This window comes from Candidatus Roseilinea sp. NK_OTU-006, from assembly GCF_012931985.1.
Lineage (GTDB): Bacteria > Chloroflexota > Anaerolineae > J036 > Brachytrichaceae > JAAFGM01.
Map to the genome: position 1 here is coordinate 55,080 of NZ_JAAFGM010000015.1, position 15,652 is coordinate 70,731.

General features: G+C 61.2%; 15 protein-coding genes. 6 read left to right on the forward strand and 9 right to left on the reverse strand.

From position 1 onward, the window contains the following. Positions 1–7: 7 nt before the first annotated feature. From GXH28_RS09495 to dnaA, 6 genes are all read right to left on the reverse strand, one after another. On the reverse strand, positions 8–1,096 hold the full coding sequence (locus GXH28_RS09495) for a D-alanine--D-alanine ligase family protein (RefSeq protein ID WP_169238787.1): 1,089 nt from the start codon (positions 1,094–1,096) through the stop codon (positions 8–10). Positions 1,097–1,109: 13 nt separating this feature from the next. Beyond that, positions 1,110–1,625, reverse strand: coding sequence for a GNAT family N-acetyltransferase (locus GXH28_RS09500; protein WP_169238788.1), 516 nt, complete (start codon positions 1,623–1,625; stop codon positions 1,110–1,112). Next, positions 1,622–2,647: a D-alanine--D-alanine ligase family protein gene (locus GXH28_RS09505; RefSeq protein WP_169238789.1), complete on the reverse strand. Its 1,026-nt coding sequence runs from the start codon at positions 2,645–2,647 to the stop codon at positions 1,622–1,624. Before GXH28_RS09505 ends, GXH28_RS09500 begins: the two co-directional genes overlap by 4 nt. A 44-nt stretch (positions 2,648–2,691) precedes the next feature. Next, positions 2,692–3,768, reverse strand: a complete 1,077-nt coding sequence (locus GXH28_RS09510) for a D-alanine--D-alanine ligase family protein (RefSeq protein ID WP_169238790.1) — start codon at positions 3,766–3,768, stop codon at positions 2,692–2,694. 200 nt (positions 3,769–3,968) lie between these two features. Beyond that, the gene (locus GXH28_RS09515; RefSeq protein ID WP_169238791.1) at positions 3,969–4,286 is read right to left on the reverse strand and encodes a hypothetical protein; all 318 of its coding nucleotides are present in this window, start codon (positions 4,284–4,286) and stop codon (positions 3,969–3,971) included. A 420-nt stretch (positions 4,287–4,706) separates the two neighbouring features. Then, positions 4,707–6,083, reverse strand: coding sequence for a chromosomal replication initiator protein DnaA (gene dnaA, locus GXH28_RS09520; RefSeq protein WP_169238792.1), 1,377 nt, complete (start codon positions 6,081–6,083; stop codon positions 4,707–4,709). Between the two features lie 363 nt (positions 6,084–6,446). Here dnaA and GXH28_RS09525 point away from each other — a divergent pair, with 363 nt between their 5' ends. Both GXH28_RS09525 and GXH28_RS09530 read left to right on the forward strand, forming a co-directional pair. Then, a complete protein-coding gene (locus GXH28_RS09525; protein ID WP_169238793.1) occupies positions 6,447–6,935 on the forward strand; it encodes a YceD family protein in 489 nt (162 codons plus the stop codon). Next, on the forward strand, positions 6,936–8,141 hold the full coding sequence (locus GXH28_RS09530) for a sigma-70 family RNA polymerase sigma factor (protein WP_169238794.1): 1,206 nt from the start codon (positions 6,936–6,938) through the stop codon (positions 8,139–8,141). Positions 8,142–8,174: 33 nt separating this feature from the next. Here GXH28_RS09530 and GXH28_RS09535 read toward each other — a convergent pair whose 3' ends face one another. From GXH28_RS09535 to GXH28_RS09545, 3 genes are all read right to left on the reverse strand, one after another. Continuing rightward, complete coding sequence (locus GXH28_RS09535; protein ID WP_240550307.1) at positions 8,175–9,410, reverse strand: pyridoxal phosphate-dependent aminotransferase; 1,236 nt, start codon at positions 9,408–9,410, stop codon at positions 8,175–8,177. A gap of 175 nt (positions 9,411–9,585) precedes the next feature. Continuing rightward, on the reverse strand, positions 9,586–10,317 hold the full coding sequence (locus tag GXH28_RS09540; RefSeq protein WP_169238795.1) for a pyrimidine 5'-nucleotidase: 732 nt from the start codon (positions 10,315–10,317) through the stop codon (positions 9,586–9,588). Between the two features lie 128 nt (positions 10,318–10,445). After that, positions 10,446–11,384, reverse strand: a complete 939-nt coding sequence (locus tag GXH28_RS09545) for a hypothetical protein (protein WP_169238796.1) — start codon at positions 11,382–11,384, stop codon at positions 10,446–10,448. Between the two features lie 109 nt (positions 11,385–11,493). On the opposite strand from GXH28_RS09545, the gene GXH28_RS09550 reads away from it, so the two are divergent. The 4 genes from GXH28_RS09550 (at position 11,494) to GXH28_RS09565 (ending at position 15,429) form a co-directional block, all read left to right on the forward strand. Next, on the forward strand, positions 11,494–12,147 hold the full coding sequence (locus tag GXH28_RS09550) for an LON peptidase substrate-binding domain-containing protein (protein ID WP_169238797.1): 654 nt from the start codon (positions 11,494–11,496) through the stop codon (positions 12,145–12,147). A gap of 74 nt (positions 12,148–12,221) precedes the next feature. Next, complete coding sequence (gene plsX, locus GXH28_RS09555; protein WP_169238798.1) at positions 12,222–13,250, forward strand: phosphate acyltransferase PlsX; 1,029 nt, start codon at positions 12,222–12,224, stop codon at positions 13,248–13,250. A 46-nt stretch (positions 13,251–13,296) separates the two neighbouring features. Then, complete coding sequence (fabF, locus tag GXH28_RS09560) at positions 13,297–14,676, forward strand: beta-ketoacyl-ACP synthase II (protein WP_240550308.1); 1,380 nt, start codon at positions 13,297–13,299, stop codon at positions 14,674–14,676. Between the two features lie 15 nt (positions 14,677–14,691). Then, positions 14,692–15,429, forward strand: a complete 738-nt coding sequence (locus GXH28_RS09565) for a hypothetical protein (RefSeq protein ID WP_169238799.1) — start codon at positions 14,692–14,694, stop codon at positions 15,427–15,429. Positions 15,430–15,652 lie beyond the last annotated feature (223 nt).

The window sequence follows — 15,652 nt, forward strand, 5'->3', positions numbered from 1 at the left end:
ACAGCTTTTATGCCAGCTCCGGCACGGCCGCATGACACCGCTTCGTCTGGCGCAGCCGCGCCAGCGTGTTGAACAACGCCTGGCGCCGGTTGCGCCGCGCTACCGCCATGGCGATGATGTTGCTCACCGCCTCGGCATAGGTATAGCCTGCGGCATAGCATGCGCCGGCAAAGCCGCCATCCGGGCAAATGTCGGGGTTCGGGTTCACATCCACCACATACGGTTGATCGTTTGCGTCAATGCGCAAATCCACTCGGGCATAGTCGCGGCAATCGAAGGCGCGATATGTGTCCAGGGCGATTTTCTCAATGCGTGCGCGCAACGTATCGGACACCACCGGCTGGGTGATGACCGGCATGCTATTCCATTCTGGGCTGTCGGGCACCCACTTGCTATCCCATGTCACCATGCGATGGAAGGGGTCGGCCACGCGCGAGAAGTCAATCTCGCGCAGCGGCAGCACGCGCGGGCGGCCGTTGCCCCAGATGGCCACGTTGATCTCGCGCCCGGCGATGAATTTCTCTGCCAGCGCCGGCTCTTTCACCGTCTCCAGCACATAGGCCACCCGCTGACGCAGCGATTCCAGACTGTGCACCACTGCATGCCGCGTAATAGCCACCGAGCAATGCGCGCTGACCGGTTTGACGATCGCCGGGAAGTTCGCTTCATCCCAGTTGGAGGGCGTCACTTCATCCGGGTGTTTGAACTCTCGCCCGCTGGGCGTCGGGATCTTCCAGCGCTGCAGCATCTTCTTCACGCGCCCCTTCTCCACCGATAGCCGGAGCGTGTAGGGCGAGTTGCCGGTGTAGGTGAAGCCCATCGCTTCCAGGTCGGCGCACACGCGCGCGTCTCCGCCGATCTCGCCCTCGACGCCTTCGCACCAGTTGAAGACGATCCACTCCGCCGGATCGTAAGGGCGCAGCGCTGACCGAACGTCCTTCCAAAACTCGGCGACGGCCACCCTGTGGCCTAACGCGCTCAGGCCGTCCACCATGATTTGGGTCAAGCGATCGGCCTCCGCCCTATCCTGCGGCGACCAACTCTGGTAGATGTTATAGAGCACGATGACCGGCGCGCGTGCTTTGTCCTTCGACATGCGTTTCTTCCCCTTATAAGCGCTTCCAGTAAATGTTCAAATCGTCGCCTTCAGCATAGTAATCGGGCACGACAGCGACGCAGACAAATCCGGCGCGTTCATACAACCGGCGCGCAGGCGCGTATTTCGGCGTGGACGAGGTGTAGATCACCATCAACCGTCCACCGGCCTGGCGCACTTGGGATTCGACTGCGACCATCAAGGCCCGGCCGGCCCCCTTGCCCCGCGCTTCCGGCACCACGCAAATCCAGAATAAATCCCAAGTGCGATCGGTGAGCGACTCCGGCCCGTAGCAGGCAAAGCCGATCATGCGTCCATCGCGCCAGCATGACAGCCAGCGATAGTGATCCTCGCGCGGCGGAGACTGCCACGTTTCGAGGAACATTGCGTCCACACACTCGGCATCCGCGCGACCGAAGATCTCCGAGCGCATCAGGATGTCGCCGATGGCCCGCCGCTCATCGAAGCGGGAAGGGCGCACCTCGACCTGCGCAGGCGCGCCGGCCCGCGCATACGACGCGTGCATCATCTCACCATCTCCATCACAGCGCGTGAATCACAAACCGGCATGCGACACATGGCCAGCCGGACAATGTGCTCCAGCATGTCGGCGTAGTCCAAGCCGGCGGCGCGCGCGGCATGGGCGAAGCCGCCGTCCGGGCTCACGTCGCAGTTGGCGTTCACGTCGAGGGCCATCGGCTGACTGCCCCGAAAGCGCAAGTCAACCCGACCGTAGTCGCGGCAGCCGGTCGCCCGATAGGCAGCCAGCGCGACCGCTTCGATCTTCGCTCGCAGCGCTGGAGAGACCGGCGCCGGACAGATGGCCGGGATGCGTTGATAAGCCTCGGATTCTGGCCTCCACTTTGCATCGAATGTGCAGAGTCGGTCTCGGATGTCATCGAAGGCGTCATAGGTCATCGTGCTGATGCCGAGCACGCTCACATCGTCGCCGCTCCCCCACAGCGACACGTTGTATTCGGGGCTGTCCAGGAACGTCTCGATCAGCGCCGGCTGACGAAATTCGTCAACGACACGGGCGACCTGCGCACGCGCCTCATCGGCGTTCATCACCACCGAGTCGCGCGTGATGCCATAAGAGCAGTGTTCGGCAGCCGGTTTGACGATGGCGGGGAAAGCCACGTCTTGCACGTCTTCCACGTCTTCCGCGCGTTCGACGACCGCCCAGGTCGGCGTCGGCACACCATGCGCCTCTAAAAGTGCTTTCATGCGCCACTTGTATTGCGTCTCATCCAGCGTCCAGGCGTCCGAGCCGGTAAAGGTGTAGCCCAGTTCGGCTAACTGGCGGGTGACGCGAGCGTAGTAGAACTCCTGCGACGGCGCGCCCTCGCACAGGTTGAAGATCAACCACTCGCCAGGGTTGAACGGTCGCAGCAGCGTGATCAGGTCGTGAGCGACTTGCAGTGGAAGCACGCGCCAACCGCGCGACAACAGCGCTTCCGTCGCGGCTTTGACCAGCGCCAGCGTAGATGCAATCTCGAAGTCCTGACTGGCTTCGTCGAGCCCATAGAGGAGAAGCAGCGAAGGGTTCATCGGTGTCTGAGGCCGGCTATCGCGCGGTGTTTGCATCGGGCGCGTCACATGCCATACCGTTTCAACCCCGCGTTGAGCACCGCCCGAACCAGGTCGCCATGCGTCCAGCCCTCCGCTTCGGCCATCAGCGTCAGGTCGCTGCGCGGGGCGATGCCTGGCAGCGCATTGATTTCGAGGATGAACGGACGGTTCTGCTCGTCCAGGCGGAAGTCCACGCGCGCAAAGTCGCGACAACCGGTGACCAGGAAGGTTTGGTGCGTCAGCCGCCGAATTTTGCGGGTCAGCGCTCCGCCCAGCGGCGCCGGACACTTGTTTCGATAGAGATGGTCGAGTTCAACCTTTTGCACCGAGCCATAGATCGGCAGCAATTCAGGGGGATAGCCGCTGAAATCCACTTCGGCAATCGGAAAGAAGTGCACGTCGTGGCCGTTGCCCACCAGGCCGCAGGTGATGTCGCGCCCGGCAATGTAGGTTTCGACCAGCGCGGGCTGCTGATAAGCCGCAATTGTCCAGGCGACGCGGTCACGCAGTTGGCGCTCATTGTGCACGACACTCTCGTTGTGCACGCCTATGCCGGTGCCTTCATGCGCCGGCTTGACGAACAAAGGGAAGCGCAGCGTGTGGCGCAGCGGGTCATCCGGCGTATGGAATACTTGGAAGTGCGGCGTCGGCATGCCATAGGATCGCAGGATGCGCTTGGTGGTTGGCTTATCTTGCGTGATCGCTGCGGCAAGCGGCGTCGGGCCGGTGTAGCGCGCGCCGATCATCTCCAGCAGCGCCGGCACCTGCGCCTCGCGACTGTCACCCCCGAAGCCCTCACAAGTGTTGAAGCAAATATCGGGCCGGACTTCGTCGAGCCAAGACGCAAGATACGCATCGCCTTCACGGACGAGCACTTCGTGGCCAGCTTGGCGCAGGGCCTGCGCATACGACTCCACATTTTTGTCCGAGTCCAACTCGGCCCAGATGTCAGGGGGCGTACTGCTGCGATGGATCGGCGGTGCATTGCGCGCCAGGTTGACGAGCAGCGCAATCCGGTAGGTGCGCGCGGCCGGCATCCCGTGCGCCGTCCGATATGCATTGGGGGTGAACCACAGCGACAGGCCCGCCGTCCCCCTCATTTCACAATATCCGTTCGTTGTGGTCTCTGCAGGCGCAATCTCTGCTTCTGCCTGCTGCGAACTTGCTGCCATATGCGCTAGGACTGATCAAGCATTGTTGCGCGATTCTATGTTGCGCGTTGGCTTTGTCAATGACATGCGCATCCGGCAAGCTTAAAAGTTTTTTTTAACATTGTTAAAAGACGATGCACCGCTTAAGGTCAGCGCTTCTCAGCTTGCTGCGCTGCCCACGCTTGGCGTGTGACGAAGACGCCCCCTCGGATCTCTCGGTAAATCTCGCGGTATTGGGAATCAAAGCGTAGTTCGATCTCGACTCGGCCATAGCACTTGCTGTCTACGATCACCTTGCGCACGAAGAAGTTGTCGTCATCCCAGCTAAGCTCGTTCCGCCGGTCAATGCGCACCCGTGTGATCGCGCCGCACTTGTGGCCTTTGACGTAGTAAATTAATGCGTCAGGGTCTCGGGCAGCGTCCGCTGAGTCGGTTGCGCCGCCGAACAATCGTTTCAATAAATTCATGCGCTTCTCCGCCGCGTGCTGCGCGCTTTGTCGCCTGCGATTATCTTCGTTTCGGCTGCGCAAGCGCAGGATCAGCAACGCCTGGTCGGATGACCGGCAGGGCATGGCCGATAGCCCCCGCGCCGCCGGCTTTCTCGTAACCCCGCCGCAGTCGCTTTTGTACGCTGCACCGACGCTCTCCTTTCTGACCCCGGACGAAACCGGGGATCAATGGGTCGAGCGATGCTGGCAGGCCACGGTGCTGCTAGATAGCAAAAGGCGCGCCCGAAAATCGCAACTACTATGGGCGCCGGATCGTCTACCTGGTCAAGCGCGTGGCCGAAGCTGCGCAGAGTTGCCGGGGGCGTGGATCCCTCGAAAGGCGCCGCGATAGACAGGATAGCGGCAGCACAAGACGTGAAGTGATAGCGCGCGCCAGTCTCAAGCGGTGACGTTTAGATAGAGTTGTTCGCGCACACTCATCACGTCGCGGCGCAGTTGTTCCTCGGTCTCCAGGCGGTCTTTGATGCGCTCTACGCCGTGGAGGATGGTGGTGTGATCGCGCCCGCCAAGTAAGCTGCCGATCTCCGGCAGCGAGGCGTCGGTCTCCTGTCGGATAAGGTACATCGCGATCTGGCGGGGCTGCACTAACTCTTTGTTCCGCGAGGGGGACACCATGTCGGCCACCGAGATGTTGTAGAACCTCGCAACAGTTTCGATCACCTGGGAGGGGGTGATATGCGCGCGACGGCCGACCAAGTCGGCTAACGTATCGCGGGCAAACTGGATGGTGATCGGACGGCCGGTCATCTCCGATGTGGCGAGCAGGCGTGTGAGCGCGCCTTCCAGCTCACGCACATTGCTCTGGATCTGCTTAGCGACGAACTCGATCACGTCGGCGGGGATCGCGCATCCCATCTGTGCCACTTTATGTTGCAAGATGGCCATGCGCGTTTCCAGGTCCGGCGGAGCGATGTCCACCATCAAGCCCCACTCGAACCGGCTGCGCAAGCGATCCTCCAGCGTGACCATCATCTTCGGCGCTCGGTCGCTGGTGAGCACGATCTGTTTGTTCGCGCCGTGCAGCGCATTGAAGGTGTGGAAGAACTCTTCCTGCGTGGACTCTTTGCCGGCGATAAACTGCACATCATCCATGAGCAACATGTCCACGTAACGATAGCGGTTGCGGAAAACCTCCTGCGAATGCGATCGGATGGCGCTAATTAGTTCGTTGGTGAAGGTCTCGGAGGTAACATAACGGCAAATTAAACCGCGCTGCTTGGCCTTGTTACCAATGGCATGCAGCAGGTGGGTCTTGCCCAGACCCGAGCCGCCATACAGGAAGAGGGGATTGTAACGCTCCGCGGGCGCTTCGGCCACGGCCATGGCTGCGGCGTGCGCCATGCGGTTGCCCGAGCCAACGACAAACGCCTCAAACGTGTATCGCTTTTGCAGTCCATCGGATGCCACGCCGCCGACATGTTCCGGCGTGAGCGTGATCGGGGCAGGCATCGCGCCATGTGCTGGAGGTTCAACCTGTCGCGGTGAATCCATCACGGGCTGATTGGCACTTTGTGTCATAACGACAAGCGACACATTCACGCTCCGGCCCATTCGCTCGCTCAGCATACGCCGGATGTCGCCGAGCTTGCGCTGCTCAATCCATTCTTTCGCATAACCGTTCGCTACCCCAATCACAAATTGCCCGTCCTCATATGTGATTAAACGAGCAGACTTCAGCCATGTTACGTAGCTACTGCGGCCCATTCCGACCTCAATTTCGCCCAGCACGGATTGCCATGCTTCTTCCGCTCTCATTGTTCACCCTCGATGCGCAAGTTTTCTTGCCCCCGGGCCACAAGCCATAAGAGGTTGAACTCCTGTAAACAGTGACTGTCACAAGTTAGCTGTGGCGCGGGAACGCGATTGTATTCATCTCGACGGTCAAACACAAGACGCCAGGCCATCTCCGCACCTTAAATTGCCCGGCAATTTTAAGATATTTATGACCTCTGAAATGTGCCTTTGCATTATCGAGTAGGCGGGTGCTCGATTGATCCTCGTAGAAGACGGTATTTTTATTATGTCACTTACCATCTGCATGTTCATGTGATGTATCAGTTTTGGCTTATCAGGGCAAAACCTGTTGACTGTAAACCCACTACCTGTTAGCATCATATTATGCGTTACTGGCTTCACAAGTTGCTCTACAGGCCAGTTGGCAGCACGCAGATCGAACACCTTGAGCGTGGACTAACGAAGTTCGATGATGAATTGCAAGTTCCCTACTTGCGCGGCACGCTCGAATTCATCCGCCTAAGCGATGTCATATTGCTGCGTGGATCGGTCGAGACCGAAGTCGCCATCCAATGCGCCCGCTCGCTCGAAAACTTCAATTTACGTCTTAAAGTGCCTCTGGATGATATCCTCCTTGGCTTGCCGCAGTACCCTCACTCCGACGCCGACCCCGATCGCTGGATCAGCGATGATGGCTGGATAGACCTGACCGAAACCCTACGCGAAGAGATCATCATGGCTATCCCCATCAATCCGATCCACCCCAAGTATGCCAAAGCGAGCGCGGCCGACCTACTGGGCGCGCTGGATGAAGACGAACAGGACTGGCTGACCATCCACCTGAGCAACTCTCAAGATTCGGGAGAATCCTAAATGACCCAGTTTGACGAAGACCAGATCATCGCCTCGCTGTTGATCAAGGCTGAAATTCAAGGTTATGTCGTCACGGACGATATTCTAGAACTGCTTCCTGAGGGCGAAGATAACTACGAGCAGGTCGAACAAGTGATCAAGCTGCTGGAAGAAGCAGGGGTGCTCGTGCAAGACCTCGTGGCGCAGGAGGAAGACGAAGCCGAACTTGCCAACCTGGACGATGGTGACGACATCGAGGGAGACGAGGACGAGGAAGAAGACCCCGTACCTGCTGCCGGCGACGATCTCGCGGGCATCAGCGTGGATGACGGCATCGGCCTATATCTGCGCGAGATGACGCGCGTGCCGCTGCTGACCAACGAGGAAGAGGTTCGCCTGGCCCGCACGATCGAGCGCGGTCGGGCCGCCGAGGCGCGCATCAAGCTGCGCGGCGACCGACTCTCGCCCCGCGAACGCCGCCAATACGAGAAACTCATCGAAGAAGGACGCCAAGCGCGCGAGCACCTGATCAAGGCCAACACCCGCTTGGTCGTCAGCATCGCCAAGAAATACATGGGGCGCGGCGTGCCGTTTCTCGACCTGATCCAAGAAGGCAACCTCGGCCTAATGAAGTCGGTCGAGAAGTTCAATTACAAACTGGGCTTCCGCTTCTCCACATACGCCACGTGGTGGATTCGTCAGACCATCACGCGCGCCATCGCCGACCAGAGCCGCACCATCCGCGTGCCGGTGCACATGAACGACCGCATCCGCCGGCTATACAAGGCCACGCGCGAGCTAGAGCAGGCGCTCGGCCGCCAACCGACTCCGGCCGAGGTCGCCCAAGAGTTGGGCATAGACAGCGAGCAGGTCGAGTGGATGTTGAAGGTGTCATGGCGGCCATTGTCGCTGGAGCAGCCGATCGGCGAGGAAGAGGACAACGAGTTCGGTTCGTTTATCGAGGATGAGAATACCCCCTCTCCGGCTCAGACGGTCTACGAGGAGCTGTTGAAGACGAAGATCGAAGAAGTGCTGAGCACACTTACCCCGCGCGAGCAGCGCATCTTGCGCCTGCGCTTTGGATTGGTGAACGGCAAGTGCTATACCTTGGAGGAAGTGGGACAGAAATTCGGCCTGACCCGCGAGCGCATCCGGCAGATTGAGGCGCGCGCCCTGCGCCGGCTGCGCCATCCACGCCGTTCGCGGCACTTGAGAGATTATTTGTGAGTAAACCAGGCTTCTCGGCGAGAAGCCTGGTTTTCAAGCGAATGTCAGTGCGTCTTTCATCCGCTCGATCCCCTCTTTGATTTTGTCGAGACCCATGGCGTAGCTCAGACGCGCGCAGCCGGGCGCGCCGAACGCTTCGCCTTGCACGATGCCGACTTTCACCGTATCGAGCAGATACATCGCCAGCGCTTCGCTGGAGTCGCACACGCGGCCGTACTTTAGCGGCCGCCCCAGCACGCCGGTGAAATCGGGAAAGACGTAGAACGCGCCGTCGGGGGAGACGCAGTTTACGCCGGGGATTTCGTTCAGCGCAGCCACGATCCAATCGCGCCGCTCCTTAAACGCCGCCACCATCGCGGCGATTTCGGCTTCCAGGTCGCTCGTGTAGGCGGCCAGCGCGGCTGCCTGTGTGATCGAAGTGGGGTGCGAGTTGCTGTGGCTCTGGATCTTGAGCATGGCTTTGATGATCCATTCCGGCCCAACCGCGTAGCCCAGCCGCCAGCCGGTCATGGCATACGCCTTCGACAGCCCGTTGATCACCACGGTGCGGTCGCACAGGTCGGGCGCGACGCGCAACCAGCGCGCGTAGGGCGGATTGAACACGATGCGGTCGTACAGCTCATCGCTCAAGATGATGACGTCGTTCGTCCGCGCCCAAGTTGCAATGTCCTTTAGCTCATCCTCGGTATAAACCATGCCGGTGGGGTTGGACGGCGAGTTGAGCACGAAGATGCGCGTACGTGGCGTGGTGTAGCGCGCCAGTAATTCACCCGTGACCTTGAACCGGTCGCGCACGGTAGTCGGCACGATCACCGGCGTCGCCTCAGCCAAGCGCACCTGCTCGACGTAGCTCACCCAGTATGGCGCGGGGATCAACACTTCGTCACCGGCTTCACACAACGCTTGAAAGGCGAGGTAAAGCGATTCCTTGCCGCCGGTGTGTGTAGCCACCTGGCTGGCCTGGTAGTCGAGGCCGGTGTTCTCTCGTTCTCGCGCAGCAATCGCTTCCTTGAGCGCGGCCATGCCGCCGGTTTCGGTGTAGCGGGTGAAATTGTCTTGGATGGCTTTGATGGCCGCTTGCTTGATCAGCGCGGGCGTGGGAAAGTCCGGCTCGCCGGCGCCGAAACCGATGACCGGCTCGCCCGTGGCGCGCATCTGCTTGACGCGGCCTTCGACGGCCATCGTCGCTGAGGGCTGCACGGCGGCCGTGCGCGCGCTGACCCGCTGCATGGATGGCGTCGGCGCTTGTGTTCCGTTCGTCGTCATCATATCACCTCATTGTGTCTGAGTCCGATTATCGCCGGTTCGGTCCGGCTGCTCACCCGCGCATCGCTATGCCGGCGACCGGTCGGCCTGGCGCGACGCCGTGGGCCGGAAGTCTAGTCGCTCCAGGCCGAGGCACGTTCGAGCAGCGAGGACTCAGCGGGGTTCTCGGGATTGAGGTTCATCCGCTCCTTGGGCACGACTGAGGGTGAATCCCTGCGGATGATTTACTTTTCGCGTTCAACAAATGGGCCACCAGCGGCCCAACATCCAGGACGCTCTCCAGGAAGTAGTCGGCGGCATCGCTCGGCGGACATTCGATCAGGATCGTCGTCATGCCGATCGCACGAGCGGCCCGCGTGTTGACCGGCGTATCCTCGACGAAGATCACCTCGTTCGGCTTCACGCGCAACATCTCTAGCGCGATCTGATAGGACAGCGGATCGGGCTTGTTGCGAAAGCTAAGGGCGCGGATGTCTATCACCCGCTCGAAGCAATCTTCGATGCCCATGTGTCGCAAGATGCGCAGGGCGTGTTCGATGTTGGAGTTGGTGAGCACGGCGCGCCGGAGCGGGATGCTCAGCAACATCTCGCGCAGTTGTGGATCAGCAGCCAGCACGCCATCGAGTTCGATGTCGTGGACATACGCGAAGTACTCGTCTACGTTGACTGGGTAGCCTTCTTCCATCATGCCGCGCAGGGCTGTGCCGTAGACGCTGCGAAAGCGCCGGCGCAACTCCATCGCCTGCTCGATCGGCACATTGAACCGATGGGCGATGTACTGGTTGATGCGCTCGGTGATGACATCCATCAGCTTTGCCGAGCGCGGATACAACGTCTCGTCTAGATCGAAGAGAATGAGCGCGTACATCTCCGAACGCACATTGCGAATGCACACTGCCGGGTTACCCACCGCCCCCCTTCTCGCCCACCTGACGCCCCCACCTCACAATGCCGCGCTCTGGCCGCCATCCACCACGCGCGCCGCGCCGGCGATGGAGCCGGCCGTCGGCGCGGCATGGCGCCGGGTCATTCGGCACCTTAAGATAGCGCTGCGCTCTCGCCCAGGCGCTCCAGAAGCTCGACAAACGCCACAGGCGGCAAGAAATCCAGCGCGTCGCCATCCAGTGCGTAAGGCAGGGTGATGAATTCGCCTTGCCAGAACCAATAGAGGTATGGGCTGAGCGAGCCAGGCCCATCGGCGTACATGCCAACGATGGCCCGCAACATCGGGCTGATCGCTTCGGCCACACCAACGTTACGGATGAGGTGCAACAGGATGACGTCGCGCCGGGGTAGGCCCACCAACGCACCGTGCGGCAGATCGTCTGGCAGATAGGCATCGAGGATGAGCGTATGACTGGCCGCGTAATAGGGATCGCCGGAGTAAAGATGAATTTCTACGCCGGATCGCAAGACAACGGACGTGCGCTTCAACGAGCCGGCGCGCTGCAAATTGCGCCGCCCGATCTCGAACAACGCCGGGGCTTCCAGATCCCACTTTTTCGCCTCGGATCGTGAGATCGTCCGGACGGTCGTCGGCAGATCGAGCACGATCACCTCAATCGTGCCCTCAGGGCCGGGGCGATGAACAGTCTCGACAGACTGGCTCAGCAAGTCCACTGGATACAACCGGGCGCGCAATCGCTCGCTCACCTTGTCGAAGTCGCCCACGTCCACCATCAGGGCATTTTGATCGTCGCTCACGGCGAAGATGCAATCGAAGTGCTCCGCGATCAAACTTGGCCAGCGCTCAATGCCGACTCGGGCGCACGATTGTGCGACATTTTGCAGACCGAGCACACTGGCGTGATGGAACACGCCGGACTCGGCTTGCACCACCCCTTCGTCGGCCTTGACGTGCGCAGGAATCCGACGTTCGACAAAGTAGCGCTCGACCAGCGCAATGAAGGTGCGATACTCTTCCACATCCAAGTTACGCGCCCATGGTGGGAGGGCGCCCTGCGCTGAAGCGGACATGAGGCAAGTGTAGCATCATGTTTGTCCGGCGCTACCGGCGCGCTCGCGCATGGGCTGGGCGGCCGCTCAGGACGGATATAATCAGTGCTCATCCTGGAGCAAACGCAAAATGGAGGCAAAGGTCCGCGCGCTGCCGTTATTTCCCTTGAACGTCGTGCTGTTCCCTGGCCAAACGTTGCCGCTGCACATCTTCGAGCCTCGCTACCGGGTTATGATCCGGCGCTGCATCGAGAACGATGAGCCATTCGGCGTCGTGTTGGCGCGCGACGAAGAGCCAGACGAACCACACGACATCGGCACATCGGCGCGCGTGACCGATGCAGAGCGCTTATCTGACGGCCGGATGAACATCGTGACGCTGGGCGAAGAACGGTTTCGGCTGCATGACTTCCGCGCTAGCGAACATGGTTATCTGATCGGCGACGTCACGCCATTTCCGTTCATCGAGGATGCGGCGCCTGCCGACCCGCTCGTGCACACCGTCTCACAGCGTCTGGCGCGCTATCTCAAGCGGCTCGGCGAGGCCAGCGGCCTGCATTTCCGATTCGACCACTTCCCCACCCAGCCGGTAGATGTCGCCGTGTTCACTGCAATCGTCCTGCGCCTGCCGTTGGAGCAGAAGCAATTCCTGCTCTCTCAGGCGCACGTGACGGATTTGCTGGCCGTTGAGTCCGAGATCCTGCGCGAGGAACTGAAGATGCTCAGCATCATCGCTTCCACCATCCGGCCTCCAGAGGACCGCCATATCTTTTCGCGGAACTGAGCCTGCAGCGACGACACGAGGAGGCGGCTCGTGCCGCGCCTTGTTCTCAAGCTGCCTATTGCGACTGAGGAACCATGAAGATCGTGTTAGATGCGATGGGCGGTGACTTCGGCCCCGGGCCGAACGTCGAAGCGGCCGTGAGCGCCGCGCGCGAGTTCGGCTGGGAGATCGTCCTGGTCGGTCGCCAGGAGATGATTCGCCCGCTGCTCGTGCAACACAACACCGCCAACTTACACCTGCCGATCGTACACGCCAGCGAAGTGATCGAGATGGGCGAACATCCGGCACAGGCGGTGAAGACGAAGAAGAACAGCTCCATGGTTGTGGGCATGCAGATGGTGCGCAACGGCGACGCCGACGCCTTCGTCACCATGGGCAACACCGGCGGCGCGTTGGCCGCGGCGCTCTTCCACCTGGGGCGCATCCAGGGCATCCTGCGTCCGGCGCTCTCCGCCGTCTTCCCCACCGCAAAAGGCTGGAAGCTGTTGCTCGACGTCGGCGCAAACGCCGACTGCAAGCCGGAGTATCTGGCGCAATTCGGCCTGATGGGCAGCCTCTACGCCGAGCGCGTGATGGGCGTACGCAACCCGCGCGTGGCGCTCATGTCCAACGGCGAAGAGGAGACCAAAGGCAGCGCGCTGGTGCAAGAAGCCCACCTGCTCCTCAAGAAGGGGCCGATCCACTTCATCGGCAACGCCGAGGGTCGCGACCTGCCGGCCGGCAACGCCGATGTCTTCGTAACAGATGGCTTCACGGGCAACGTCATCATCAAATTGTCCGAGGGCATGGGCGACTTCATCAAGGGCATGCTGCGCGAAGAGATTATGCGCACGCCCAAGAGCAAACTGGGCGGCCTGCTGATCAAAGACGCCATCGCGCGCATCAGCGCCCGCACCAACTACGAGGAAATCGGCGGTGCGCCACTCCTGGGCGTGGATGGTGTTGTAATTATTGGTCATGGCCGCAGCAAAGCGCGGGCGATTCGCTCGGCGCTCATGCGCGCTGCCGAGGCCGTCGAGCGCGGCGTTGTGGACGCTATCGAAAGGGGGCTGGAAGCGCTGCCGAGGACGACCAACGTCAGCGCGCAGACGTCAGCCCACTGAGTCCTAAACCGCGCCTTGCGCCCGACTTCTCGACGTACGATCCAACATGGCACGACCCAAACGATTCTCCGGCCTGCGGCGCGGTCTAAGCCGCTTCACCAGCGCCAGTAAACGCATGTTAAGGCGCGGACGAGACGCCGCCGAACAACCGCGCCCCACGTTGCATATTCACGTGTCAAGCGGCAACAAGCGGCGGCGCGTGGTCATCACCGGCATCGGCGCAATCACCGTGCTGGGCCTGAACTTGATGGACACCTGGAACAACCTGGTGGAAGGGCGCAGCGGCATCGGGCCGATCACCCAATTCGACCCGAGCAATCTGCCGGTGCGCATCGCCGGCGAGGTGAAAGGCTTCGACCCGCTCAAGTACATTGACGCCAAGGAGGTGCGGCGCATGGCGCGTTGTTCGCACTTCGCCGTGGCCGCCGCCCAGGAAGCGTTCGAGCAATCCGGGCTGCGCATCGGCAAGGACGCGAAAGCCGACCGCGTCGGCGTCGTGATGGGAACCGCGCTGGGCGGCTACGAGATGTCGGAGGCGGGTTCGCGGGAATACTACCAATATGGTTACAAGCGCACAAATCCATTTGCCCTGCCCGCTGCCCTGCCTAACGCGCCCGGTCACCACATCAGCACGCGGTTCGGGTTGAAAGGGCCGCTGAGCACGGTGGTGGCGGCGTGCGCTTCTGGCACGCAGGCCATCGGCGACGGCGCCGAAATGATTCGCCTGGGCAAAGCCGATGCCGTGCTCGCCGGCGGCGTAGAGGCCGTGGTGATCCCCACCGCAATCGCGGCGTTCTCTAAGATGCGCGTGCTCAGCACGATGAACGATCATCCGGAACTGGCCCAGCGCCCATTTGACATCACGCGCGATGGCTTCGCCTATAGCGAGGGTTGTGTGGTGATGATGTTGGAGGACTACGAGCGCGCCCGGGCGCGCGGCGCGACGATCTACGCCGAAGTGCTGGGCTTGGGCGTGTCTTCGGATGCCTACCATATCGCTATCCCAGACCCCTCGGCCAGCGGGGCGATTCGCGCCATGATGTGGGCCTTGCAGGATGCCGGTCTCGCGCCACACCATGTGGATTACATCAACGCCCACGGCTCGGCCACACAAGCCAACGACGCGCTTGAGACGGCCGCCATCAAGCAGGTCTTCGGCGAGCGCGCCTACGACATCCCGGTCACCAGCACCAAGTCCATGGTCGGCCACGCCATGGGCGCAGCCGGCGCCATCGAAGCGCTCAGCACCGTGATGACCATCAAGACCGGCATCATCCCGCCGACCATCAACCTGCACCATCCCGATCCGGCCTGCGACTTGGACTATGTGCCGCACAAGGCGCGCCTCAAAGAGGTCAACTTCGCCATCTCTAACTCGTTCGGCCTAGGCGGCCAGAACGCAACGATCGCCTTCGGGAAGGTATGAGATAGCAGGATTGCGATGAAGATCGTCGTTGACGAGAAGAAGTACAAACGCCTGGCGCTGCTGGGGCGAATCGCCCTGTTCGGTTCGCTGGGTATTCTGCTGGCCGGGTTGCTGCTCACGCTGTTCGGCCCGCAGCTCGGTTTACTCACCCCGGAGAACTCCAGCCTGTTCTTCATCCTCTACTTGATCATCCTCTTGGTCGGGTTCACTGCGTCGCGCGTCGGCTTTCACTATGGCAATCGCTACCTCGCGCCAACGCGGCCCGACATGGTGCTGCGCGAGAGCCTGAAAGGCTTAGATCGCAAGTACGCGCTGATGTTGTTTGCGCAGCCGACCAACTACATGCTGATCGAGCCAGGTGGCGTGACGGTGTTCGTGGTGCGCAACCAGGAAGGCAAGATCATCTACAAAGATGGCAAGTGGAAGCGCAAGGAGAGCCTGCTGCGCTTCTGGTTCGGCCGCGACGAGCCACTAGGCGACCCGACCGCCGACATCACCGAAGAGCTGCGCAAGGTCAACCGAGCGCTGACCGAGAAGCTACCTACGCTGAAGATCCCGCTGCGCGGCATCATCGTATTCAGCAATCCGAAGGCCGTGCTCGACGTCGAACCGTCGCCCATCGCCGTGCTGCGCGCCGAGGATCTGAAGGACTACCTCCGCGGCGCCGGCAAGTTGAAGGAACTGCCCAACTCGCTGCAACGCAAGGTGCGTGAGGCGCTCGGCGCGCCGGAGCTGCCGCGCCCGGAGACATGACCACCGTTCAGATCGCCTCTCTTCGTTCCCATCGGGCGCCGACGCAGAGTGCGACGCCACGTGAGCTGACCCGCAAGCCGAGGCACTTAGTCATTTAGAACCTATCTCTAAACTTACGGAACGAGCCATAATAGGGATATGGATAATACCAGTGGGACGCGATACGCCGACGTTGCAAGTTGGGAGCTGTCTTATAGTCTGTGGGCGCGCATTGAACCGTTGT